Annotated in this window: 23 protein-coding genes; 15 read left to right on the forward strand and 8 right to left on the reverse strand. The window is 54.3% G+C overall.

What is annotated here, in order from left to right; translation table 11 throughout:
• The 5 genes from dnaA (at position 1) to yidA (ending at position 7,134) form a co-directional block, all read left to right on the forward strand.
• Complete coding sequence (dnaA, locus tag ACUY4S_RS00005) at positions 1 to 1,398, forward strand: chromosomal replication initiator protein DnaA (protein ID WP_312691770.1); 1,398 nt, start codon at positions 1 to 3, stop codon at positions 1,396 to 1,398.
• Positions 1,399 to 1,402: 4 nt separating this feature from the next.
• Positions 1,403 to 2,503 carry a DNA polymerase III subunit beta gene (gene dnaN / locus ACUY4S_RS00010; protein ID WP_312691769.1) on the forward strand — a complete coding sequence of 367 codons (1,101 nt, stop codon included), beginning with the start codon at positions 1,403 to 1,405 and terminating at the stop codon, positions 2,501 to 2,503.
• 147 nt (positions 2,504 to 2,650) lie between these two features.
• A complete protein-coding gene (recF, locus tag ACUY4S_RS00015; RefSeq protein ID WP_312691768.1) occupies positions 2,651 to 3,724 on the forward strand; it encodes a DNA replication/repair protein RecF in 1,074 nt (357 codons plus the stop codon).
• 28 nt (positions 3,725 to 3,752) lie between these two features.
• On the forward strand, positions 3,753 to 6,167 hold the full coding sequence (gyrB, locus tag ACUY4S_RS00020; protein WP_458023058.1) for a DNA topoisomerase (ATP-hydrolyzing) subunit B: 2,415 nt from the start codon (positions 3,753 to 3,755) through the stop codon (positions 6,165 to 6,167).
• A 154-nt stretch (positions 6,168 to 6,321) separates the two neighbouring features.
• A complete protein-coding gene (gene yidA / locus ACUY4S_RS00025; protein ID WP_312691766.1) occupies positions 6,322 to 7,134 on the forward strand; it encodes a sugar-phosphatase in 813 nt (270 codons plus the stop codon).
• A gap of 21 nt (positions 7,135 to 7,155) precedes the next feature.
• Here the strand turns inward: yidA and ACUY4S_RS00030 are convergent, their stop codons facing one another.
• A complete protein-coding gene (locus ACUY4S_RS00030) occupies positions 7,156 to 8,244 on the reverse strand; it encodes an FAD-binding protein (protein ID WP_458023059.1) in 1,089 nt (362 codons plus the stop codon).
• Between the two features lie 124 nt (positions 8,245 to 8,368).
• Here ACUY4S_RS00030 and ACUY4S_RS00035 point away from each other — a divergent pair, with 124 nt between their 5' ends.
• Positions 8,369 to 9,595 carry a YidR family protein gene (locus ACUY4S_RS00035; RefSeq protein ID WP_458023060.1) on the forward strand — a complete coding sequence of 409 codons (1,227 nt, stop codon included), beginning with the start codon at positions 8,369 to 8,371 and terminating at the stop codon, positions 9,593 to 9,595.
• A 1-nt stretch (position 9,596) separates the two neighbouring features.
• Here the strand turns inward: ACUY4S_RS00035 and ACUY4S_RS00040 are convergent, their stop codons facing one another.
• Positions 9,597 to 9,926 carry a YceK/YidQ family lipoprotein gene (locus ACUY4S_RS00040; RefSeq protein WP_312691763.1) on the reverse strand — a complete coding sequence of 110 codons (330 nt, stop codon included), beginning with the start codon at positions 9,924 to 9,926 and terminating at the stop codon, positions 9,597 to 9,599.
• A 315-nt stretch (positions 9,927 to 10,241) separates the two neighbouring features.
• Between ACUY4S_RS00040 and ibpA the strand changes: the two genes are divergently transcribed.
• Both ibpA and ibpB read left to right on the forward strand, forming a co-directional pair.
• On the forward strand, positions 10,242 to 10,655 hold the full coding sequence (ibpA, locus tag ACUY4S_RS00045; RefSeq protein WP_312691762.1) for a small heat shock chaperone IbpA: 414 nt from the start codon (positions 10,242 to 10,244) through the stop codon (positions 10,653 to 10,655).
• A 109-nt stretch (positions 10,656 to 10,764) separates the two neighbouring features.
• Entirely contained in the window at positions 10,765 to 11,193 is a 429-nt protein-coding gene (gene ibpB, locus ACUY4S_RS00050) for a small heat shock chaperone IbpB (RefSeq protein WP_312691761.1), read from the forward strand.
• A gap of 38 nt (positions 11,194 to 11,231) precedes the next feature.
• Here ibpB and oxlT read toward each other — a convergent pair whose 3' ends face one another.
• Both oxlT and ACUY4S_RS00060 read right to left on the reverse strand, forming a co-directional pair.
• Positions 11,232 to 12,494, reverse strand: a complete 1,263-nt coding sequence (oxlT, locus tag ACUY4S_RS00055) for an oxalate/formate MFS antiporter (RefSeq protein ID WP_312691760.1) — start codon at positions 12,492 to 12,494, stop codon at positions 11,232 to 11,234.
• Positions 12,495 to 12,626: 132 nt separating this feature from the next.
• Entirely contained in the window at positions 12,627 to 12,755 is a 129-nt protein-coding gene (locus ACUY4S_RS00060) for a hypothetical protein (protein ID WP_312691759.1), read from the reverse strand.
• A 15-nt stretch (positions 12,756 to 12,770) separates the two neighbouring features.
• Between ACUY4S_RS00060 and ACUY4S_RS00065 the strand changes: the two genes are divergently transcribed.
• Positions 12,771 to 14,432 carry a putative transporter gene (locus tag ACUY4S_RS00065; protein WP_312691758.1) on the forward strand — a complete coding sequence of 554 codons (1,662 nt, stop codon included), beginning with the start codon at positions 12,771 to 12,773 and terminating at the stop codon, positions 14,430 to 14,432.
• Here the strand turns inward: ACUY4S_RS00065 and ACUY4S_RS00070 are convergent.
• Positions 14,400 to 15,146, reverse strand: coding sequence for a GntR family transcriptional regulator (locus ACUY4S_RS00070; protein WP_312691757.1), 747 nt, complete (start codon positions 15,144 to 15,146; stop codon positions 14,400 to 14,402). The two genes, ACUY4S_RS00065 and ACUY4S_RS00070, sit on opposite strands and share 33 nt — an antisense overlap.
• Positions 15,147 to 15,367: 221 nt before the next feature.
• Between ACUY4S_RS00070 and ACUY4S_RS00075 the strand changes: the two genes are divergently transcribed.
• The 5 genes from ACUY4S_RS00075 (at position 15,368) to ACUY4S_RS00095 (ending at position 20,197) form a co-directional block, all read left to right on the forward strand.
• Positions 15,368 to 16,984 (forward strand): alpha-glucoside-specific PTS transporter subunit IIBC, encoded by a 1,617-nt coding sequence (locus ACUY4S_RS00075; RefSeq protein WP_458023061.1) that lies wholly within the window; start codon positions 15,368 to 15,370, stop codon positions 16,982 to 16,984.
• Entirely contained in the window at positions 16,981 to 18,303 is a 1,323-nt protein-coding gene (locus tag ACUY4S_RS00080; protein ID WP_312691755.1) for a 6-phospho-alpha-glucosidase, read from the forward strand. Before ACUY4S_RS00075 ends, ACUY4S_RS00080 begins: the two co-directional genes overlap by 4 nt.
• Positions 18,304 to 18,407: 104 nt before the next feature.
• Positions 18,408 to 18,755: a YidH family protein gene (locus ACUY4S_RS00085; protein ID WP_312691754.1), complete on the forward strand. Its 348-nt coding sequence runs from the start codon at positions 18,408 to 18,410 to the stop codon at positions 18,753 to 18,755.
• Positions 18,745 to 19,095, forward strand: coding sequence for a DUF202 domain-containing protein (locus tag ACUY4S_RS00090; RefSeq protein WP_312691753.1), 351 nt, complete (start codon positions 18,745 to 18,747; stop codon positions 19,093 to 19,095). Before ACUY4S_RS00085 ends, ACUY4S_RS00090 begins: the two co-directional genes overlap by 11 nt.
• A gap of 10 nt (positions 19,096 to 19,105) precedes the next feature.
• Complete coding sequence (locus tag ACUY4S_RS00095; RefSeq protein WP_458023062.1) at positions 19,106 to 20,197, forward strand: SPASM domain-containing protein; 1,092 nt, start codon at positions 19,106 to 19,108, stop codon at positions 20,195 to 20,197.
• A 1-nt stretch (position 20,198) separates the two neighbouring features.
• Here ACUY4S_RS00095 and dsdA read toward each other — a convergent pair whose 3' ends face one another.
• A complete protein-coding gene (dsdA, locus tag ACUY4S_RS00100) occupies positions 20,199 to 21,515 on the reverse strand; it encodes a D-serine ammonia-lyase (RefSeq protein WP_458023063.1) in 1,317 nt (438 codons plus the stop codon).
• Between the two features lie 161 nt (positions 21,516 to 21,676).
• On the opposite strand from dsdA, the gene ACUY4S_RS00105 reads away from it, so the two are divergent.
• Positions 21,677 to 22,765, forward strand: coding sequence for a cellulase family glycosylhydrolase (locus ACUY4S_RS00105; protein ID WP_312691750.1), 1,089 nt, complete (start codon positions 21,677 to 21,679; stop codon positions 22,763 to 22,765).
• Here the strand turns inward: ACUY4S_RS00105 and emrD are convergent.
• Complete coding sequence (gene emrD, locus ACUY4S_RS00110; RefSeq protein WP_312691749.1) at positions 22,668 to 23,852, reverse strand: multidrug efflux MFS transporter EmrD; 1,185 nt, start codon at positions 23,850 to 23,852, stop codon at positions 22,668 to 22,670. The two genes, ACUY4S_RS00105 and emrD, sit on opposite strands and share 98 nt — an antisense overlap.
• 177 nt (positions 23,853 to 24,029) lie before the next feature.
• Positions 24,030 to 24,863 carry an EamA family transporter gene (locus tag ACUY4S_RS00115; RefSeq protein ID WP_312691748.1) on the reverse strand — a complete coding sequence of 278 codons (834 nt, stop codon included), beginning with the start codon at positions 24,861 to 24,863 and terminating at the stop codon, positions 24,030 to 24,032.
• Positions 24,864 to 24,888: the final 25 nt, after the last annotated feature.

Here is a 24,888-nt window from a genome sequence, read left to right on the forward strand (position 1 = left end):
GTGTCACTTTCGCTTTGGCAGCAGTGTCTTGCCCGACTGCAGGATGAGTTACCAGCCACAGAATTCAGTATGTGGATACGCCCTTTGCAGGCGGAACTGAGCGATAACACGTTGGCTTTGTATGCGCCAAACCGTTTTGTCCTCGATTGGGTTAGAGATAAATATCTCAACAATATCAATGGACTGCTGAATGACTTCTGCGGTGCGGACGCCCCACAACTGCATTTTGAAGTCGGTTCCCGCCCGGTTAACCAGACTCTGAGAGAGCCCGCCAGTGTTGCCGCGCCCGCTCAGGCTGCTCAGGTGATCGTGCAACGCGCTGCGCCTGCCGCGCGCCCAGGCTGGGACAATGTTCCTGCGCCGGCGGAACCCACCTACCGCTCTAACGTTAATGTGAAACATACCTTTGATAACTTCGTTGAAGGTAAATCTAACCAGCTGGCGCGCGCGGCAGCCCGTCAGGTGGCCGACAACCCAGGCGGCGCTTATAATCCGCTGTTTTTATATGGCGGCACCGGTCTTGGTAAAACCCACCTGCTGCATGCGGTGGGCAACGGTATTGTGGCGCGCAAGCCCAATGCCAAAGTGGTGTATATGCACTCCGAGCGTTTTGTCCAGGACATGGTAAAAGCCCTGCAAAACAATGCGATCGAAGAGTTTAAACGCTACTACCGTTCCGTTGATGCGCTGCTGATTGACGATATTCAATTCTTTGCCAATAAAGAACGATCCCAGGAAGAGTTTTTCCACACCTTTAACGCCCTGCTGGAAGGCAATCAGCAGATCATTCTTACCTCGGATCGTTATCCGAAAGAGATCAACGGCGTTGAGGATCGTCTGAAATCCCGTTTTGGCTGGGGCTTAACCGTTGCGATCGAACCTCCGGAGCTGGAAACCCGTGTGGCGATCCTGATGAAAAAAGCCGATGAAAACGATATTCGCCTGCCGGGTGAAGTCGCTTTCTTTATTGCAAAACGTCTGCGCTCCAACGTCCGCGAGCTGGAAGGGGCGCTGAACCGTGTTATCGCCAACGCCAACTTTACCGGCCGGGCAATTACCATTGATTTTGTGCGTGAGGCGCTGCGCGATCTGCTGGCGTTGCAGGAAAAACTCGTCACTATCGACAATATTCAAAAGACGGTGGCGGAGTATTACAAGATCAAGGTGGCGGATCTGTTGTCCAAGCGTCGCTCCCGTTCGGTTGCTCGCCCACGTCAGATGGCGATGGCGCTGGCAAAGGAGTTGACCAACCATAGTCTGCCGGAAATCGGCGATGCATTTGGCGGTCGCGACCATACTACCGTTCTGCATGCCTGCCGCAAGATTGAGCAGTTGCGTGAAGAAAGCCATGATATCAAAGAAGATTTTTCCAATTTAATCCGAACTTTATCTTCGTGACGCTATGAAATTTACCGTAGAACGTGAACATTTATTAAAGCCGCTGCAACAGGTTAGCGGCCCGCTGGGCGGACGCCCTACGTTGCCGATCCTCGGAAACCTGCTGCTTCAGGTGACCGAAGGTGCGTTGTCGCTGACCGGTACCGACCTCGAAATGGAGATGGTTGCCCGGCTTGCGCTGATGCAACCGCACGAGCAAGGCGCGACGACAGTTCCCGCGCGTAAGTTTTTTGACATCTGTCGTGGTCTGCCGGAAGGCGCAGAGATCGCGGTGCAGCTTGAAGGCGAGCGAATGCTGATCCGTTCCGGGCGCAGCCGTTTCTCGCTTTCTACCCTGCCGGCCGTCGACTTTCCGAATCTTGACGACTGGCAAAGCGAAGTGGAGTTCACGCTGCCGCAGGCGACCATGAAACGCCTGATCGAAGCGACGCAGTTTTCGATGGCTCACCAGGATGTGCGTTACTACTTAAACGGCATGCTGTTCGAAACCGAAGGTGAAGAGCTGCGCACCGTCGCTACTGATGGCCACCGTCTGGCTGTCTGCTCTATGCCGATTGGCGAATCGCTGCCAAACCATTCGGTGATCGTACCGCGTAAAGGTGTGATTGAGCTGATGCGTATGCTTGACGGCGGCGATACGCCGCTGCGTATACAGATCGGCAGCAACAATATTCGCGCGCATGTCGGCGATTTTATCTTTACTTCGAAGCTGGTTGATGGCCGTTTCCCGGATTATCGCCGCGTATTGCCGAAAAACCCGGATAAAACGCTGGAAGCGGGCTGCGACCTGTTGAAACAGGCGTTTGCGCGTGCGGCGATCCTCTCAAACGAGAAATTCCGCGGTGTGCGTCTGTACGTCAGCGAGAATCAGATCAAAATCACGGCTAACAACCCGGAGCAGGAAGAAGCGGAAGAGTTTCTCGACGTGACCTATGCCGGCAGCGAAATGGAGATCGGCTTCAACGTTAGCTATGTGTTAGATGTCCTGAATGCGCTGAAGTGCGAAAATGTGCGCATTCTGCTGACCGATTCGGTGTCGAGTGTGCAGATTGAAGACGCGGCGAGTCAAAGCGCAGCCTATGTCGTTATGCCAATGCGGCTGTAGAATCTGAAAAGGGGCTGGTTTACTTGCTATTTCGTCTTCCGGCAGTGCTCGAAATGCTCACGTACTTCGTGTACGCTCCGCTTTCTGCGCGCTGGCGGTAGATGAACTGGCTGCGACACTCACGCCCCTGGACTGATGCTCTGAACTATGTCATTGACCCGCCTTCTCATTAAAGACTTCCGTAATATCGAGAACGCAGATCTCGCGTTATCTCCCGGCTTTAATTTCCTGGTTGGCGCTAACGGCAGCGGCAAAACCAGTGTTCTGGAAGCTATCTATACGCTGGGTCATGGCCGGGCGTTTCGCAGTTTACAAATCGGCCGTGTGATCCGCCATGAGCAGGAGGCGTTTGTTCTGCATGGCCGTTTACAGGGCCAGGAGCGTGAAACCGCTATCGGGCTGACGAAAGATAAGCTTGGCGACAGCAAAGTACGCATTGACGGCACAGACGGCCATAAAGTGGCGGAACTGGCGTTGCTTATGCCTATGCAATTGATCACGCCCGAGGGATTTACATTACTCAACGGCGGCCCCAAATACCGAAGAGCCTTCCTCGATTGGGGATGCTTTCACAACGAAGCCGGTTTTTTTACCGCCTGGAGCAATCTCAAACGGCTGCTGAAACAGCGTAACGCCGCGTTGCGCCAGGTGAGTCATTACGCGCAGCTACGTCCGTGGGATAAAGAACTGATCCCGCTGGCAGAACAGATCAGCCGCTGGCGCGCCGAGTACAGCGCAGCCATTGCTGAAGACATGGCGGATACCTGCCAACAGTTTTTGCCCGAGTTTTCCCTGACGTTCGGCTTTCAGCGTGGATGGGAAAAGGAGACGGATTACGGTGAAGTGCTGGAGCGCAATTTTGAGCGTGACCGCATGCTGACTTATACCGCGCATGGCCCGCATAAGGCGGATTTCCGCATACGGGCAGATGGCGCCCCGGTTGAAGATACGCTGTCTCGCGGGCAGCTAAAACTCCTGATGTGCGCGCTGCGCCTGGCGCAGGGGGAATTTTTAACCCGAGAAAGCGGGCGCCGCTGTTTATACCTGATAGATGATTTTGCCTCGGAACTTGATGATGCGAAGCGCGGGCTGTTAGCAAGCCGCCTGAAAGCCACGCAGTCTCAGGTTTTTGTCAGCGCGATCAGCGCCGAACACGTGATGGACATGTCGGACAAAAATTCGAAGATGTTCACCGTGGAAAAGGGTAAAATAACGGATTAACCCAAGACTAAATGAGCGAGAAACGTTGATGTCGAATTCTTATGACTCCTCCAGTATCAAAGTCCTGAAAGGGCTGGATGCGGTGCGTAAGCGCCCGGGTATGTATATCGGCGATACGGATGACGGCACCGGTCTGCACCATATGGTATTCGAGGTGGTAGATAACGCTATCGACGAAGCGCTCGCAGGGTACTGCAAAGATATTATCGTCACCATTCACAGCGATAACTCGGTATCTGTTCAGGATGACGGCCGTGGGATCCCGACCGGTATTCACCCGGAGGAAGGGGTATCTGCTGCTGAAGTGATCATGACCGTACTGCACGCCGGCGGTAAGTTTGACGATAACTCCTATAAAGTCTCCGGTGGTCTGCACGGTGTTGGCGTTTCTGTGGTTAACGCCCTGTCGCAGAAGCTGGAACTGGTTATCCAGCGTGATAATAAAGTGCACCGTCAGATTTATGAGCACGGTGTTCCGCAGGCGCCACTTGCCGTAACTGGCGATACCGAAAAAACCGGTACCATGGTGCGTTTCTGGCCGAGCTACGAAACTTTTACCAATGTGACCGAGTTCGAATACGAAATTCTGGCGAAGCGTCTGCGCGAGCTGTCATTCCTGAACTCTGGCGTTTCTATTCGTCTGCGCGATAAGCGCGACGGCAAAGAAGATCATTTCCATTACGAAGGCGGTATCAAAGCCTTTGTTGAGTACCTCAATAAAAACAAAACGCCGATCCACCCGAACATCTTCTATTTCTCTACTGAAAAAGACGGTATTGGTGTTGAAGTGGCGCTGCAGTGGAACGACGGTTTCCAGGAAAATATTTACTGCTTTACCAACAACATTCCGCAGCGTGACGGGGGGACTCACCTCGCCGGTTTCCGTGCGGCAATGACCCGTACGTTGAACGCGTACATGGATAAAGAAGGGTACAGCAAGAAAGCCAAAGTCAGCGCCACCGGTGATGATGCCCGTGAAGGTCTGATTGCCGTTGTTTCTGTCAAAGTGCCGGATCCGAAGTTCTCCTCCCAGACCAAAGACAAGCTGGTCTCCTCTGAGGTGAAATCGGCGGTAGAGCAGCAGATGAACGAACTGCTGAGCGAATACCTGCTGGAAAATCCGTCGGACGCTAAAATCGTTGTCGGTAAAATTATTGATGCGGCGCGTGCCCGTGAAGCAGCGCGTAAAGCCCGTGAAATGACCCGCCGTAAAGGCGCGCTGGACCTGGCTGGTCTGCCGGGTAAACTGGCGGATTGCCAGGAGCGTGACCCGGCTCTGTCCGAACTCTACCTGGTGGAAGGGGACTCGGCGGGCGGTTCTGCGAAGCAGGGCCGTAACCGTAAGAACCAGGCTATTCTGCCGCTGAAAGGGAAAATCCTTAACGTTGAGAAAGCGCGCTTCGACAAGATGCTCTCTTCTCAGGAAGTGGCGACGCTGATCACCGCCCTGGGCTGCGGTATTGGCCGCGATGAGTACAACCCGGACAAACTGCGTTATCACAGCATCATCATCATGACCGATGCGGACGTGGATGGATCGCACATCCGTACCCTGCTGCTGACTTTCTTCTACCGTCAGATGCCTGAAATCGTTGAACGCGGTCACGTCTACATTGCGCAGCCGCCGCTGTACAAAGTGAAGAAAGGCAAGCAGGAACAGTATATTAAAGATGATGAGGCTATGGACCAGTACCAGATCGCTATCGCGCTGGATGGTGCAACGCTGCATACCAACGCCAGTGCGCCAGCTTTAGCGGGCGAGCCACTGGAAAAACTGGTTGCCGAGTACAACGCCGCGCAGAAGATGATTGGGCGTATGGAGCGTCGCTTCCCGCGTACGCTGCTGAAAGCGCTGGTTTATCAGCCGACACTGACCGAAGCCGATCTGGCCGATGAGCAAAAAGTTACCCGTTGGGTGAACACGCTGGTCAGCGAACTGAACGAGAACGAACAGCACGGGAGCCAGTGGAAGTTCGATGTTCACGTTAACAGCGAGCTGAACCATTTCGAGCCGATCATTCGCGTGCGTACCCACGGTGTGGATACCGACTATCCGCTGGATAACGAGTTTATTGCTGGCGGTGAGTACCGTCGTCTTTGCACCCTTGGCGAAAAACTGCGTGGTCTGATTGAAGAAGACGCCTTTATCGAACGTGGTGAGCGTCGTCAGCCGGTTGCCAGCTTCGAGCAGGCGCTTGACTGGTTGGTCAAAGAGTCCCGCCGTGGTCTGGCTATTCAGCGTTATAAAGGTCTGGGCGAAATGAACCCGGATCAGCTGTGGGAAACCACTATGGACCCGGACAGCCGTCGTATGCTGCGCGTGACCGTGAAAGATGCGATTGCTGCCGATCAGTTGTTCACCACCCTGATGGGCGATGCCGTAGAACCGCGTCGCGCCTTTATCGAAGAAAACGCCCTGAAAGCGGCGAACATCGATATCTGATTATCCTTCAGCCGGATCGGGCGTAAACCCTGACCGGCTTCAAAAAGGGGAATTCCGGTTCCCCTTTCTGGCCCCTTTTTCCACCCGCCGCGCTGCTGTTTTTTGAGCGGAATCGCGTTAGCATGAGGCTGGAAAAATCTCACCTGGGGATCTCATGGCTATTAAACTGATTGCAATCGATATGGACGGCACACTGTTGCTGCCGGATCACACCATTTCTCCCGCCGTTAAAAACGCTATTGCCGCCGCTCGCGAACGGGGTATTAACGTTGTGCTGACCACCGGTCGCCCCTATGCCGGTGTTCACAGCTATATGAAAGAGCTGCATATGGAGCGGGAGGGCGATTACTGCATTACCTATAATGGCGCGCTGGTACAAAACGCCAGCGACGGCAGCACGGTGGCGCAAACCACGCTGAGCTATGACGATTACCGCTATCTGGAAAAATTGTCGCGAGAGGTGGGTTCACACTTTCACGCGCTGGATCGCAACACGCTCTATACCGCCAACCGCGATATCAGCTACTACACAGTGCATGAGTCCTACGTTGCTACCATCCCTCTGGTGTTCTGTGAAGCAGAGAAAATGGACCCGGCAACCCAGTTCCTCAAGGTGATGATGATTGATGAGCCGACCATACTGGATCAGGCGATCACCCGCATTCCGCAGGAAGTGAAAGAGAAGTATACCGTGCTGAAAAGTGCGCCGTACTTCCTCGAAATACTGGATAAACGCGTCAATAAGGGCACAGGCGTAAAATCTCTTGCCGATGTGCTGAATATCAAACCGGAAGAGATCATGGCAATTGGCGATCAGGAAAATGATATCGCAATGATTGACTATGCCGGCGTTGGTGTGGCGATGGATAACGCAATTCCTTCCGTAAAAGAGGTTGCTGATTTTGTTACGAAATCCAACCTTGAAGATGGTGTTGCCTGGGCCATTGAGAAGTTCGCACTGAACTGATGCGTGATACTGGCAAGGGCATTACGCCCTTGCCTCCGAAGTCGGTTTTTCTTGAGACTGAGGAATATGCGCAACACCGCTTTGCATGATCAGTTTACGCAGCCATGGTGTCGTCAGGCATTTGTTTTTGATGATTTTCCCCCACAGTTTTACCCGCAAACCCAGGGTTTTGCGATGGTAGACGGCGTTCGCGTTTTTAGGGGCTGAACGCAGAATTTCGCTAAGAATTTCAGCGCTGTCCAGCGCATAGCTAATGCCCTCCAGCGAACTGGCGCTAATAAAACCGGCCGCTTCGCCAACCAGAAATGCATCCTCTTTTCCACACACAAAATCGCCCCAGCGAGACGGGCACAACACCGTACATTTCTCGCTTTTCACCACGTCGCCAAAACGGAAATCCATCTTTTCCAGCCGTGTCTTCAGCGCGGCAAAACACTCGCGGCTGTTCTTCAGCGCAAACGCGCCGCCAAAAATAAAGTAGCCATCTTTGCTGATGCTCCACGCGTAACAGTCGGTGGTCGCATTATCAAAAACACAGGCGTAAAAAGGCCGGTCATGCTTTTCTTTAAACCACTGCTGCAACGCAACATACTTGCGGATCTCGTGCTCAGGGTAGAGTACCCGCCGTACCATGGAGTTCGCACCGTCTGCACCGATTAAATAACGACAGGTGACGGTTGTTTCTTCCCCTTCAACACAAAAAACAAGATACCAGAGCCCGTTTTCACGCCAGATTTTGCGACACAGCGCATCGTGGTGCACCGTCACAGAGGCCGGGATCAGCGACTTCATCCACAAGTCGAAGGCGTGGCGATCGATATTCAAGTAACTGCGCTGGTAGTTACGCGTGATGTTACTTTGCACATCAACCGTGCGGACGCTGAAAATTTGCGGATCGGCCATCACCTGGACCGGCAGCGTAATGCCGGCACGAATAAACGAGCGTTGAGCGTCCGGTGCCAGCAAACCACCACACGGTTTTTTAAATCCCTTATCCCCGCTGCGCTGCTTTTTATCGAGCGCGATCACACTGAGATGTCCTGCCAGTTGCCGCGCCAGCGCCGCCCCTGCCGGGCCAAGACCAATAATTGCTACATCAAAATGTTGCATCTCTTCCTCCTGTGTCAGCGAAGCGATGCTAAAACGGGTGTGTGAAGTGACCATGAAGTGAGGTGTAGGCTAACGTCTCGCATTGCTATACCCTGAAACGCCATTATCGCTTCAGGGTACTTCCATGAAACAGATCACGTTTGCCCCGCGCAATCATCAACTGACCAATATCAACTGCTGGACGGCGGACAGCCAGTGGCTGGTGTTTGACGTCCGGCCTTCTGGCGCGTCCTTTACCGGTAAAACTATCGAGCGGGTTAATGTGCAAAACGGTGTGGTGGAGGTGCTCTATACCGCGTTGCAGGGGGCGCATGTTGGCGTTGTGACGGTGCACCCGCAGGCGGAAAAATATGTATTTATTCATGGGCCAGAAAACCCGGACGCCAGCTGGCAGTATGATTTTCACCACCGTCGTGGGGTTGTCACAGAAGCGGGGCAAACACACAACCTGGATGCCATGGATATCACCGCACCTTATACAGCGGGGGCGTTGCGTGGCGGTACGCATGTGCATGTCTACAGCCCGAATGGCCAGTTTGTTAGCTTTACTTATAACGACCATGTGATGCATGAATTATCCCCGACGCGGGATCTGCGTAATGTAGGCGTAGCTACACCTTTTGGCCCGGTCACGCCGCCCGGTTCGCATGCCCGTGAATATGGTGGGAGCCACTGGAGTGTGCTGGTCAGTTGCACCACGCCCACCCCTGTGCCGGGGAGCGATGAGATTAATCGTGCTTACGAAGAGGGCTGGGTGGGCAATCAGCGCCTGGCTTTTATTGGCGACACGCTGTCGCTTCGCGGCGAAAAAGTCCCTGAATTGTTTATTGTTGCGCTACCGGCAGACGAGCAAGGCTGGAAAACCGCTGGCGCAGCGCCGCTGCAAGGCTCGCCTGACACGCTGCCTGCCCCACCTCTGGGTGTGGCGCAACAACGCCTGACGTTTACCCACTCCCGGCGCTATCCGGGGCTGGTCAATACGCCGCGTCACTGGGTTCGCGGTAATCCGCAGGGTACGGAGATTGCTTTCCTGATGCGCGATGACCACGGCATTGTCCAACTGTGGCTTATCAGCCCGGACGGCGGCGAGCCGCGCCAGTTAACGCAAACAGCTGGCGGCATCCAGTCAGCGTTTAACTGGCACCCTTCAGGCAATGCATTAGGGTTTGTGCTGGAAAATCGTATTGCCCTTTGCGACGCGCAGCGGGGGGACATCACCTTTTTGACTGCCGATCATGAAAATCCGCCTTCGGCGGATGCCGTGGTCTTTTCGCCGGACGGGAAACACCTTGCCTGGATGGAGGAGGTTGAAGGTTTCCGCCAGTTATGGGTGACGGAAACCGGGTTCTAAGTTACTGCACGGGCATCGGTGCGGGCGGGATAACAGCGTTAGTCGCAAAATTAGCCTGCTCGCTCTTTTCCACGCGTGACTTGATGGAGTTGTCGCGGCGGAACAGATCCCACGGCAGCAGCAAGGTGTCTACAACGGCGGTGAAAGGCATATCCAGTACCACCAGCGACTTCATGCCGATGCCGGTATCATCGTCGGACAGCATGGTCGAGCTTGCGCGCGTACCCGGGTAAACCCCCTCTTTGCCGCCGGTATGAGACATCACGCTTGAGCACCCCGACAACATCATTCCGCTTAAAATCGCAAAAACTACCAGAGTATTTTTCATCATTGACTGATCATCGTTATATGCAGTGTGAACACTGTTTCCGGGTTTATAGCTTTCCTTACAGGAAAGGGACAGCGTTCTGGCTCCGCTCTGTGGCGGCATTCGCACTTTAACCATTTGTGCTGTGATCCCAGTCTATGCCTTGCTGCAGAAAGTGCAAAAAAAACTCTGGCCGATACCCTTGAAAAGAGACTTGCCAGCCACATTTTAAGAATACAGCCGGATAACACGCCGTAAGGGTGTTGGCTAACGTGTTCGACCCGGCCTGTCCATTATGGAAGGTTATTAACAATCTCGCTGATTTCAGGAGCTTTATGTATGCGTAACTTCGATCTTTCTCCGCTTTATCGTTCTGCTATTGGTTTTGACCGCCTCTTTAACCTGCTGGAAAATAATCAAAGCCAGAGTAATGGCGGCTACCCTCCGTACAACGTTGAGTTAGTGGATGAAAACCACTACCGCATCGCGATTGCTGTGGCTGGTTTCGCCGAAAGCGAACTGGAGATCACCGCACAGGATAACCTGCTGGTGGTGAAAGGCTCCCACGCTACCGAGCAAAAAGAACGCACCTATCTCTACCAGGGCATCGCGGAACGTAACTTCGAGCGTAAATTCCAGCTGGCGGAAAACATTCATGTCCAGGGCGCTAACCTGGTCGATGGCCTGCTGTATGTCGAACTGGAACGCGTGATCCCGGAAGAGAAAAAACCGCGTCGTATCGAAATCAACTAATTATCCCGGGTCGCTGCTGGCGGCCCATCCCGAACATGCTCGCCGTCAGGGAGCATATGTGAGCCGTGAGCTCGCAGGTATTCACTCGCTTCTTTGAAGGAGAAACACAATGCGTAATTATGATTTATCCCCCCTGCTGCGTCAGTGGATCGGTTTTGACAAATTGGCCAATGCCCTGCAAAGCACCACTGAACAACAGACATTCCCGCCTTATAACATTGAAAAGGGCGATGAAAATCATTACCGCATTACTCTTGCGCTGGCGGGGTTCCGTCAGCAAGAGCTGGATATCCAGCTGGAGAATGGTCGTCTGACCATTAAAGGCAACCCGGAGAAACCCGCCAATGAACCGAAGTGGCTTCATCAGGGGTTAGTGATCCAGCCGTTTAGCCTGAGCTTTACGTTGGCGGACTTTATGGAAGTGTCCGGCGCGACCTTCAGCAATGGTCTGCTGCACATTGATTTACTGCGCAATGTACCGGAAAGCGCCGAACCGCAGCGTATAGCGATCAGCAATCGCCCGGCGCTAAACAGCTAAAGGGTAATAAGAAAAAGCGCCGCATGTCGGCGCTTTTTTTATGCTCGTACCGTTTGTAAAAAACGGTGGCGCCAGGGTTTGAGCACAAACAACGCCAGCAGCGCGCAAACAATATCCAGCGTAATGGCGCAGCCAAATACCAGGCTCCAGCTTCCGCTATGTTGATACATCAGCGCAGCGAGCGGGCCGCCAAAAATAGAACCAATCCCTTGCGAAATATAGAGCCAGCCATAATTTGCCGTTGCGTGCCCGGTGCCGAAGGTATCAGTCAGCGTCGCGGGGAACAGTGAAAAAATCTCCCCCCAGCCGAAAAAGACCACCCCGGAAAGCAGCACAAACAGCAGCGGATCGTCTTTGCACATCAGCCATAGCGCCATGGCACAGCCTTCAAGACCAAACGCGATAAACATCATGTTCTCGCGACCAATACGGTCAGAGATAAAACCGCAAACCGGGCGCGTCAGGCCATTCATAAAACGGTCAATGGTCATCGCCAGCGGCAGTGCTGCCATGCCCAGCACCGTGACCGAGGTGATGCCAAAATCTCCGGCAAAAATCGCCATTTGCGATGTGACCATCAGGCCAGATGTGGACATCATAGTCATCATTACAAACATCAGCCAGAAAAGGGGCTTGCGCAGCATTTGCCGTGGGCTGAAACTTTTATTACTCATCGCTAAAGGGCTGTTCATTTCCGGGAAGCTGACTGTTAGCGGTGCGCGCAACCCCTGGCTGGCGATAAAGCCGATGACCGCCATGATTAACCCGAATTGCCACAGCGTATTTTCCAGCCCTTGAGTCGCCAGCGCCTGTGTAACCGGGAAGGTGGTCAGGATCGCACCCATCCCGTAGCCCGCCGCCACCATCCCTGTGGCAAACCCGCGTTTTTCGGGGAACCAGCGTACCATCAGGCCCACCACGCCAACATAGACAATCCCGGTGCCAAGGCCGCCCAGCACGCCGTAATAGAGATAAAGTTGGGTCAGGCTGCTCATTGTGGCCGTTAGCATCCAGCTTGCACCGCTCAGCACGGTGCCGATCGCTATCAACCGGCGCGGGCCAAATTTATCAATCAGCCGCCCCTGGAAGGGCGAGAAGAAGGTCTGCAAAATGATCAGCAGTGAAAAGGTCAGTTGTATCTCCGCCAGCGGGACGTTTAGCTTCTCCATAAAGGGACGCGTAAACAGCGCCCAGACATACTGTGGGCTGGAGATGGATACCATACACAGCAAGCCCAGTGCTAACTGGGTCCACTTTTTCTGGCTGGCCACCACTACGTTGGTCAATGTTGTGTTCGTCATGCCATCACCCCGTTTTTTAACAAAACTGAGCTTTTGCATTAACTATGCCATAACCCTTTGTTGCGGTTGCCATAATGGCAATGCTTAGCCTGCGTAGGGTTTTCGGGACCCTCAAACCGTATATTGGGTGCTTTAATTCGGTTCAGACCCCCTGAAATGGTGCAGTGTTCGCCACATGTCGAGGCAGAGAAAGCCACGCACTTTGTGCGCCATCACCCATACAACCCAGCCACGCTCTGCCAGAATCGTCATAGTCATCATGTGAGGGAAACGTTCATGAGTGATATTGCCTTAACGGTAAGCGTGCTGGCGCTGGTAGCGGTTGTCGGGTTATGGATTGGCAATGTGAAAATACGCGGTGTCGGGTTCGGCATTGGCGGGGTGCTGTTCGGCGGGATTATCGTCGGCCATTTCGTCGACCAGGCCGGCATTTCATTAAGCAGTCCCATGCTGCATTTCGTCCAGGAGTTTGGCCTGATCCTCTTCGTCTATACCATTGGGATCCAGGTTGGCCCCGGTTTCTTTGCTTCCCTTCGCGTGTCGGGGCTTCGGCTCAATCTGTTCGCGATTCTGATTGTTCTCCTTGGCGGTCTGGTCACCGCGATTCTGCATAAACTGTTTGCTATTCCGCTACCGGTGATCCTGGGGATTTTCTCCGGTGCGGTGACCAATACTCCGGCATTAGGGGCCGGGCAGCAGATCCTGCGTGATTTGGGCATCTCAGGCGGGGTGGTTGATCAAATGGGGATGAGCTATGCGATGGCCTACCCGTTTGGCATTTGCGGTATTTTGCTGACGATGTGGTTGTTACGCGTGCTGTTTCGCGTCAACGTCGATGAGGAAGCGCGTCGGCAGGATTCCACCTTAAGTAGCGGCATATCGCTTATCCGCACCATTAATATTCGCGTTGAAAACCCGAACCTTAACAATATGGCGATCCAGGATGTGCCGATCCTTAACAGCGATAAAATCATCTGCTCGCGGCTTAAACGCGGCGATTTGCTGATGGTACCGTCCCCTGGCACGCTTATCCAGGCGGGGGATTTATTGCATCTGGTTGGGTTGCCGGCGGATCTGCATAGTGCCCAGCTTGTGATCGGTCAGGAGGTCGATACCTCGCTGTCGACACGCGGCACGGATTTGCGCGTAGAACGTGTGGTGGTGACGAACGAGAAGGTATTAGGCAAGAAAATCCGCGACTTACACTTTAAAGAGCGTTATGACGTGGTGATCTCCAGGCTCAACCGAGCCGGGGTGGAACTGGTGGCGAGCAGCGATGCGAGCCTGCAATTCGGCGACATTCTCAATCTGGTTGGTCGGCCAGTGGCGATAGAAGCGGTCGCCAATGAAGTCGGCAACGCCCAGCACAAGCTACAACAGGTGCAGATGCTGCCCGTGTTTATCGGCATTGGCCTCGGGGTGTTGCTCGGTTCGATACCACTTTTTGTGCCGGGGTTTCCGGTTGCGCTGAAGCTGGGGCTGGCCGGAGGGCCGCTGATCACGGCACTGATCCTCGGGCGAATCGGCAGTATCGGCAAGCTGTACTGGTTTATGCCGCCGAGCGCTAACCTGGCGCTGCGCGAACTGGGTATTGTGCTGTTTTTGGCGGTGGTGGGGCTGAAATCCGGCGGTGACTTTATCGCCACCCTGACGCACGGTGACGGGGTTAACTGGATGTGTTACGGCATCTTTATTACTGCGGTGCCACTGATAACGGTCGGTATCGTGGCGCGAATGGTAGCGAAAATGAACTACCTGACGCTATGCGGCATGCTGGCGGGGTCAATGACCGATCCCCCGGCACTGGCGTTCGCTAACGGTCTGCACGCCACCAGCGGCGCAGCCGCACTTTCCTATGCGACCGTTTACCCGCTGGTGATGTTCCTGCGCATTATCACGCCACAACTACTGGCGGTGATCTTCTGGGGAATGGGGTAACGGTACTTGTTGATGGATGCGCCGCAGGTGGTAATCCACCTGGTAATCGCGGGTGTTGCGATACATCACTGAATAATTCAGAAATTCACCGCTGTCGCTGTAGGAGAGTGAGGTAATACGCAGCAGCGGTGTCTGTTCTTCAAGGTTTAACACGCCCGCCAGTTGCTTATCCGCCAGTACGGGAGTCAGGCTTTCATAGTTGCCGCTGATCGTTATGCCGCACTCTTTCTCGATGTAATCGAATTTCGACCCTTCCAGGTGTGCCAGAGAAAGGTTACGAAACAACTTCAAGGGCATATAACTGTCTTCCAGCATTAGCGGTTTTCCCTCTACATAACGTACCCGTCGCGAAAAGTAGATCCGCTCATTCACCTGGATGCGTAACTGGCTGGCAATCGCCGGGGGCGCGGGCATCACTTCGAACTGCAGCACCTGGCTGTACACCTCTTTGCCCTGCTGACGCAGCACTTCTACCAGCCCGGTGAGGTTAGTGGTTTCATGGTGAACATCTTTGCGCGCCACAAATGTTCCGCTGCCGTGTCGGCGTATCACCAGCCCCCACTCGACCAACAGATCAATGGCTTTACGGACGGTCATCCGCGCGACGCCAAACTCCTGCGCCAGCGTTTTCTCACCGGGCAGCGGACTACCTACGTTGTAATCGGATGAATTGAGCCGCAGACGTAACCGTTCAGCAATGGATTTGTAGATCACTGCTAGACCTCTTTATCCCCGTTAAGCCGCAGGAGCCGTTTTGAGATGTCTATGTTTTGTGATGAAAGTAGACATCAGCAGGGAAAATAAAACCATGAAGGCTATCACGGATCGCAGCGGCGCATCCTGCCCGTAGGGAAGCAAATTCTTATCCTCAATTCAGGCCAACAAAACATAACAAGGCCTTTACCCCCTACAGGTTGTTACATGAGGATTTCAAAATGCTCAGTCAAATACAACGTTTTGGCGGCGCCATGTTTACCCCGGTGCTGCTGTTCCCTTTTGCCGGTATGGTGGTTGGAATCGCCATTATGCTGCACAACCCGCTGTTCGTCGGCGAAGCGCTAACGGCACCCGACAGCCTTTTCGCCCAGATCGTCCATATCATTGAAGAGGGCGGCTGGGCGGTGTTCCGCAATATGCCGCTGATTTTCGCTGTCGGTTTGCCTATTGGTCTGGCTAAACAGGCTCAAGGACGCGCCTGTCTGGCCGTGCTGATTAGCTTTCTGACCTGGAACTATTTTATTAATGCCATGGGCATGACCTGGGGGCATTTTTTTGGTGTCGACTTTGCCGCCGATCCCGTGGCCGGTAGCGGGTTAACGCTGATTGCCGGGATTAAAACGCTCGATACCAGTATTATCGGCGCGATAGCCATTTCCGGTATCGTGACGGCAATCCATAACCGCTACTTTGATAAACCGTTACCGGTCTTTCTTGGCATTTTTCAGGGCACCTCGTTTGTGGTGATTATCGCCTTTCTGGTGATGATCCCTTGCGCATGGCTAACGCTGCTTGGCTGGCCAAAAGTGCAGTTGGGGATTGAATCCCTGCAAGCCTTTTTGCGCTCAGCAGGTGCGCTGGGTGTCTGGGTGTATACCTTCCTTGAACGCATTCTGATCCCCACCGGGTTGCACCATTTCGTCTACGGGCCGTTTATCTTTGGTCCGGCGGCAGTGGAAGGCGGTATTCAGGTGTACTGGGCGCAGCATCTACACGAATTCAGCCAGAGTACCGAGGCGCTGAAAACCCTGTTCCCGGAGGGCGGTTTTGCCCTGCACGGTAATTCTAAAGTGTTCGGTTCCGTCGGTATTGCGCTGGCATTGTGGTACACCGCCGCGCCGGAAAATCGCGTCAAAGTCGCCGGGTTACTGATCCCCGCTACCCTCACGGCTGTGTTGGTGGGCATTACTGAGCCGCTGGAGTTTACCTTCCTGTTTATCTCTCCGCTGCTGTTTGCGGTACACGCAGTGCTGGCCGCCAGCATGGCGACGGTGATGTACAGCTTTGGCGTGGTGGGCAATATGGGCGGCGGTCTGCTCGACCAGTTCCTGCCACAGAACTGGATCCCTATGTTCCACAACCATGCGGCGATGGTCTTCACACAGATTGGTATTGGGCTTTGTTTTACCGCGCTCTATTTCGTGGTGTTCCGCACCCTGATCGTGCACTTCAAGCTGAAAACGCCTGGTCGGGAAGAGAGTGAAGTGAAGCTCTACAGCAAAGCCGATTACAAAGCTGCCCGCGGGCAAAACCCGGCAACGGCTGGTGCGCCACTGAGTCAGGCGCTGGGCTTCCTGCAGGCGCTTGGTGGCGCGACGAATATCGCCAGAATTAATAACTGCGCAACCCGCTTACGCATCACGCTGGTCGAGATGGCGAAAACCGAAAGTGATGATGTTTTCAAAACGCTGGGCGCCCACGGCGTGGTGCGGCGCGGCAATGCTATCCAGGTCATTGTTGGCCTGCACGTACCGCAAGTGCGCGAGCAGCTTGAAGTCTTGATGAAAACCCCTTTAACCAACGAACCATCCCCTATGTCGGAGGCAGTCTCATGAAAAAATTCTCTGTGGTTATTGCAGGCGGCGGCAGCACCTTTACGCCCGGAATTGTGCTGATGCTACTGGCCAACCGCGATCGCTTCCCGCTGCGTGCGCTCAAGTTTTATGACAACGATGGCGCCCGCCAGGAAACTATTGCTGAAGCCTGTAAAATCATTCTGCAGGAGCAGGCTCCGGACATCGATTTTAGTTACACCACTGACCCCAAAGCCGCTTTTAGTGATGTGGATTTTGTGATGGCGCATATCCGCGTGGGCAAATACCCGATGCGCGAACAGGATGAAAAAATCCCGTTACGTCACGGCGTCGTGGGGCAGGAAACATGCGGCCCTGGCGGCATTGCTTACGGTATGCGCTCCATTGGCGGCGTGCTGGAACTGGTCGATTATATGCAGCAGTATTCGCCGAACGCATGGATGCTCAACTACTCCAACCCGGCTGCCATCGTGGCAGAAGCGACACGCCGTTTGCGTCCGCAGGCCAAAATTCTCAACATTTGTGATATGCCGATTGGGATTGAAGGGCGTATGGCACAGATTGTCGGCCTGAAAAACCGCAAACAGATGCGTGTGCGTTATTACGGGCTGAACCACTTTGGCTGGTGGACCTCGATTGAAGATCTGGAGGGGAACGATCTGATGCCGAAGTTGCGCGAATATGTGGCGAAAAATGGCTATGTTCCACCTGCAAACGATGAGCATACGGAAGCCAGCTGGAATGATACCTTCGCCAAAGCCAAAGATGTTCAGGCGCTGGATCCGGACACCATGCCGAACACCTATCTGAAGTATTATTTTTTCCCGGACTATGTGGTAGCGCACTCGAACCCCGAGCGTACCCGGGCCAATGAGGTGATGGATCACCGTGAAAAACAGGTTTTTGGTGCCTGCCGAGCCATTATTTCTGCGGGGAAATCTTCTGCGGGCGATTTAGAAATCGACGAACATGCGTCGTATATTGTTGATCTGGCAACTGCTATCGCGTTTAACACCCAGGAGCGGATGTTGCTGATTGTGCCCAATAACGGCGCTATCCATAACTTCGATGCCGATGCGATGGTTGAAATCCCGTGTCTCGTCGGCAAAAACGGCCCGGAGCCGCTGACGGTGGGCGATATCCCGCATTTCCAGAAAGGGTTGATGAGCCAGCAGGTAGCGGTTGAAAAACTGGTGGTCGATGCCTGGGAACAGCGCTCTTATCAGAAGCTGTGGCAGGCCATCACGCTGTCGAAAACGGTGCCCAGCGCGTCGGTCGCTAAAGCCATTCTGGATGATTTGGTCGCAGCGAATAAAGCTTACTGGCCAGAACTGCAGTGATCCGCATAACCGGCATCGTCAGGTGTCGGTTCTTCGTGTAAACGGGTCGAAAAAAAACAGCGTATCCGCTACCTTGTTGACCAGACCTCTAACAAGGAGCATCCATGAAACTTTCCCGCGTCGGTGAAGCCCCGGATTACCGTTTCTCGCTGGCGAATGAGCGCACCTTTCTGGCATGGATCCGTACAGCTCTGGGGTTTCTGGCGGCAGGCGTCGGGCTGGATCAGCTTGCACCACAATTTGCCACGCCGCTGATCCGCGAAGTGCTGGCGTTATTACTGTGCCTCTTTTCCGGGGCGCTGGCGTTATATGGTTATATGCGCTGGCTGCGTAATGAAAAAGCCATGCGCCTGAAACAAGATCTTCCCTATACCCGTGCGTTGCTGGTTATCAGCGTCGCGTTACTGACCGTGGCGTTGGTGGTAATGGTGCTGGTGTTTTATGCCGGATAACCGCAAAACGCGCCGTGAAACCGATCCCGGTTTACAGCCTGAGCGTACTTCGCTGGCCTGGTTACGCACGCTCTTTGGCTACGGTGCGCTGATGGCGCTGGCGGTGAAGCACAACTGGCAGCAGTCGGGCATGCCGTTCTGGATTTCGATTGCTGTGCTGGCGCTGGTTGCGGCGATGCTCTGGCGTTACACACACAAACGCATCTTAATGGATGTGAATAACAGTGATTTCGTCTTACCTGGTGCCATTCGTGACAAATTATTGATCTCTCTCGCGGTGCTTTTACTCGCCTTGCTGTTTGCTGTAACGCATATACGTCAGTTACTTTTATTTCTCTGAGGAATAAGTCATGCAAGGCTGCCACGTTATGGTCAGGCCTGTCAGCACGCGCTGCCATCTTCACTGCTGTGACGGTATCACCCAACATATTACGGATGGCGCTACGCTGGAGGCGTTTATCCGCCAGCAGTTTGCGGCGCAACCTACGGGTGCTGTGATGTCATTCGTCTGGCAGGGTGAAGAGCCAACCCTCTGCGGGCTGGACTTTTTCCACCGAGTTGCAGCTTTGCAAGCACTGTATGCCAATGGCAGATGCATAGAAAATGTCTTTCAAACCAGCGGCATTCACCTGAATGACGCCTGGTGCAGATTATTCCATGAACAGGACTGGCAGGTAGAGATCACGGCTAACGCGTGGGGTGATGCTGACTGCTACGGTAAATCCGCGCATACAGAGGTAATAAATGCGATTGAAACGCTGAGAAAACATCGGGTTGTGTTCAGTTTGCAATGCGTGGTGAATAACCTTAATAGCCAGCAGCCGCTGTATCTTTATCGCTATTTGCGCGCGCTCGGTACGCCGTTTTTGCAGTTCATTCCCTGTGTTGAACAGGATGCAGACGGAAACCTGACTCCAGCGTCCGTAAGCGCGGAAGCATGGGGGCATTTCCTCACTACGGTGTTTGATTGCTGGGCGCGGGAAGATATTGGCCGGGTGAACATTCAGCTGTTTGACTCAACGCTCAGCGTATGGCGCGGCGCGGCTTCGCCGCTATGCAGTTTCGGCGAAACCTGTGAGCATATTTTGACGGTGGATGCTGACGGCGATGTGTACCCGTGCGATCGCGATCCCGGTACCGACTACCGCCCTGGTCATCTCTACCAAAGCCCGATTCACTCGCTAAACACAGACGACAACGCTTTCGCTTTCAGGCAGCGAAAAAAAAACACACTAAGCGATGAATGCCGCCATTGTGATGTGCTGCGGTTATGTGGTGGTGATTGCCCGCAACACCGTTTCATGCAGCATAAAAGCGCCCTGTGTGCGGGGTATTATCGCTTTTTCAGCCACTCCGCGCCTTATATGCGCGTAATGCGCGATTTGCTAAACCAGCGGCGCTCGCCAATGGAACTGATGGCGATTTTGCGCGAGCGCGGCTGAATTATTGCGCTTTGGCCAGATACTGCGCCATCTCGTTAGCGGGCACCATCCCGCCGCCGGTGGCCCACACCAGATGGGTTGCCTGGGCCAGTTGCGTCGTCGTGAATCCCTGTAACCGATGATAATGGTGATCCGCACAAATGCGCTGTGGCCCTGCCATACCTGCCAGCGCCGACGGCTCCAGCAGAATGTTCTCTTCCTGCGCCAGCCAGCCTAACAGAGTGTAGAGCGTGCAGTCGTCAACGGTGTAGAACCCGTCGAGCAGGCGCTCCATCGCCCGGCCAACAAAACCGGACGCGCGACCAACAGCCAGCCCATCTGCCGCGGTCTGGTTATCTATCCCCACATCCTGAACGGCAATCCTGTCATGTAAACCGGTATGCACTCCCAGCAGCATGCAAGGCGAGTGGGTGGGTTCCGCGAAAATACAGTGAACATGATCGCCAAAGGCCAGTTTCAGGCCAAATGCCACGCCTCCCGGCCCGCCACCAACGCCGCAGGGCAGATAGACAAATAGCGGATGTGCGTTATCAACGACCTTACCCAGCCGGGTAAACTGATCTTTTAGTCGTTGCCCGGCAACGGCATAGCCTAAAAAGAGCGTGCGCGAGTTTTCGTCGTCGATAAAAAAACATCTGGCATCGTTTTCAGCAGCGCGACGACCTTGTTCGACGGCGACGCCGTAATCGTCGGCATACTCCACCACTTTCACGCCATGGCTACGGAGTTTCGCCTTCTTCCAGGCCCTGGCGTCGGCAGACATGTGCACCGTGACGTTAAAGCCGAGACGTGCGCCGATAATACCAATCGATAAACCGAGATTGCCGGTAGAGCCGACGGCAATACTGTACTGGCTGAAGAAGTGGGTAAATTCGGCGGATAACAATTTACTGTAATCGTCGTGCGGGCTGAGCAAGTTGGCGGAAAAAGCCAGCTTCTCCGCATGGGTCAGCACTTCATAGATGCCGCCGCGCGCCTTAATGGAGCCAGAAACAGGCAGATGGCTGTCTTTTTTTAACCACAACTCGCCGCCATGTTGAAGCCCCAGGCGACGCTGCATCGCCGGAATTGGTACCACATCTGATTCTATAATGCCGTTGCGAGCGGCTGTTTCCGGGAAGGCCTGCGCCAGAAACGGCGCAAAACGGGCAAGGCGGGCATGGGCGTCGCTCACATCCTCTTTTGTCAGGCCAACATGCGGCAATGCATGTGCAAGCGAGGTAGTATTAGGGTTAAACCACTGCGTTTCCTGCAGGTCGATGAGTTGCTGAACCAGCGGAAATTGCTGGACGAGTTTTTGGATATCGGCGTTATTCATCTTTGGCTTATCGTCAGGAAAGGATGAGTAAAGAAAACAGGAATACGCCGTCTGTGCAAGTGTGGAGAAGGATTGAGAATTTATTACGCTTTGGCGCTACACCTGGTACGTCAAAGCATGATAAATACATGTATTCGCCCCTGATTTTCGCAAGGTCAACTGTGTTAAAGCCACTGATTGCTGTTGTTATGTTGCTGGCGGCAACCCCTGCGTTTGCTGCTGAAACCCCGCTCACGGCGGCGCGTTACGCGCAGCAGTTGGGGGTGGGGATGGATGTTGACTGGGCGCGTACCGAGCGGGGGATCCGTGAATTCGATCCGCTGATTGTGCGTGACTTTTATAATGCCGGTATCCGCCATGTGCGCATCCGTGTTGCCGACCCGATGACCGAAGCGCGGTTGATCCATCTGCGTAAGCTGGTGGAAGCCTGCGAAGAGTACGGCGTGATCCCGGTGATAGCCTACCAGGCCGACAGTTTTAAAGCCGATCCGGACGCAAAAAATGAAGCGCAACTGGTGGCCTGGTGGAATACAGTCGCCACCTTTTTTGGTACTGAACACCCCATGCTGGGCTTTGATGTGATTTATGAGCCTGCCGATAAGCTCAATCATGATTTGCCTGCGCTGAACCGGGTATATGAAAAAATCGTTAAAAACCTGCACGATATCGATCCGCAACGCATGATTTTTATCGCGCCGCGCATGCGTGCGGCACCGGAAGATCTCCCCTCCCTGAAGTTGCCAGCACATAGCCAGAATTACCTGCTGGCGGAGTGGCATATTTTCCCGTGGGGGCCGCTGAAAAATAACGGCAAATATCCCTGGACCTCCGGTACAGCGGCTGAGAAAGCCGCGATCCGCGGGCGCATTAACCAGGCGCTGCACTGGCAGCAGAAAACGGGGCATACCAGCTGGGTAGGCGGCTGGGCGGTGGGCGAGTCAATGAAAAGTATGCCGACCGAGTCGCAAATGGCGTTCGCCAGTTTTATGGCGTGTGAGCTTAATAAAGCGAAAATCCCTTATGCCATTAATGCCGACACGCAATTTTATGATGGTGAAGAGGGGGCCTGGCGACCTGCGCCGGAGCCATTACTGAAGGTGATGATCGCCCCGGAATGTGAAAAGCCCGACGCGAAGTCGGGCCATCATGAGGTTAAATCGCCTGTTCGTGGTGGGCAGAGCGCGACGCCAGCGGCAACCAGCACAGCAGAATCAAAAGCCCCGCCAGCGTCATCAGCATCCCAAGGCTAAACTGGCCATTTTGCGGCAGTTGCGCCGACAGCCAGGCCAGACCGCCGGAACCGATATTTTGTAAACCGCCGACCAGCGCGCCAGCCGTCCCGGCCAGGAACGGGAAAGGTTCCATCGCGCCGCTGGTGGCCAGGGGGAACAACATACCGGCACCGAAGAAGAACAGTGCGGCGGGCACCAGTAGCGTCCAGATTGTCATCACCCCGAACCAGCCTGGCACCCACATCATCACCCCGGCCGCCAGGCAACTGAGCACCGACTGCCACATCAGTATTGAAAAACGCTTGTTCTGCCGGCCGGCAAACCATGCGCCGAAGAACGCCGCCGGGATTGGCAAAATAAACAGAATGCTCACCGTTATGCTGTTAAGACCGAGCACCCCACCCATCAGCACGCCGGAGCTGGCTTCAAACACTGCAATCCCAGCCAGGCCGCCGATCAACATCAGCAAATAGCAGGTAAATGCGCCATGACTAAACAGGGTTTTATAGCTCTCTGACAGTCGCATTCGGGTGGCTGTCACCGGTCGGGTTTCTGGCATCCAGCGGGCCATACTCCAGGTCACCAGCATGCACAGCGCCAGCAAAAAGATAAAACAGGCGCGCCAGTTCACCAGCGTATTCAATACACCGCCAATCAAGGGCGCCAGCAACGGGCTGACCAGGATGCCCATATTCAGCAGACTGTTAGCATGCCGCAATTCCGTACCGGCGTAGAGATCACGCGGGAGTGTTCTTGCCATCACGCCGCCAACCCCGGTACCCACGCCCTGTAGCGCGCTGGCAAGGATCAGAATGGTCAGGCTATGCGTGGTGATGGCAATAAGTGTCGCCAGCATAAAAATGCTCATCCCGACGAGGATCACCGGGCGCCGGCCAACCCTGTCCGCCAGTGGGCCGTAAAACAGCTGCGACACGCCATAGGTCAACAGGTACGCCGCCATCACGCTTTGCACCGCGCCTTCACGCACATTCAAATCGCGCGCCATATCGGCGATTGCCGGAATATAAATGGTTTGTGCCATCTGCCCGACGGCGACCAGGAGCACCAGCATCAATAACAAATTGACGTTTCTCTGCCTTTTCATTTCGCTGATTACTTTTAGAAAATGGGAAATTAAAGAATATGTTGCTGTGATACAGCCTTAATGCGAGAGGAATCTACCACAGGAAGATGACAGAACCACTATGCGGGGCAGCGATGAAGGGGCGACGCCAGGCAGGATTTGTAAACGATTTTCGGCAACTTTTGTTGCCAGTTTGCATCAGGACAGGCGCAACAAAATGGCGCCTGCGGCAATGCCAAACGCCGCGGCAATCCGCAGGCCAGAAATTTTTTCTTTGAGTAAGATAAAAGCGATAAAGGCGCCGAACAGGATGGAGGTTTCTCGCAGTGCTGCAACCACCGCCAGGGGAGCCTGGGTCATTGCCCACAGTGCCAGACCATAAGAACCCATGGTACCAATGCCGCCTGGCAGGCCCCTTTTCCAGTTAGCGACCAGATAACGTGAGACTTCCTGCCGACGTGCCAGCATTGCCCAGGCCAGCAGGCAAAAACCGTTAAGAAAAAAGGTCCACAGCGAGTAGCCCAGTGCACTTCCCGCCAGACGCACGCCAGTGCCATCCACCAGTGTGTACCCGGCAATGAAACAGGAATTAAGCAGCGCCAGCCAGATGCCTTTTCCTGGCTGGCTACGGCCATTAAACGCCATACCGAGTATCGACAGGCACACTACGGCAATACCAACCCAGGCGGTGACGGAGAGCGAATCGCCCAGTATCAGCACGCTTATCAGCGCCACGAGTAAGGGGGCGGTACCGCGCATCAGCGGGTAGGTCTGGCTCATGTCTGATACCTGGTAAGTTTTCGCCACCAGTACGGTGTAAACCACCTGCAATACGCAACTTGCGGCGAGATAAGGCGCACTGGCAAGGTCTGGTTGTGGAGAAAAAGGCAGTAAAACCAGCGCAATGAAAGACGCCGAGCCACTTACGGCGATGGCGGAATAGAGCTTGTCGCTGCCTGCTTTGACAATGGCATTCCAGCTGGCGTGCAGCAGGGCGGCGAACAACAAAATACAGAAAACAGAAAGGGTCATAGCAGCCAGCGTGGATGAATTGTCA

Source organism: Kosakonia beeri, assembly GCF_054165705.1.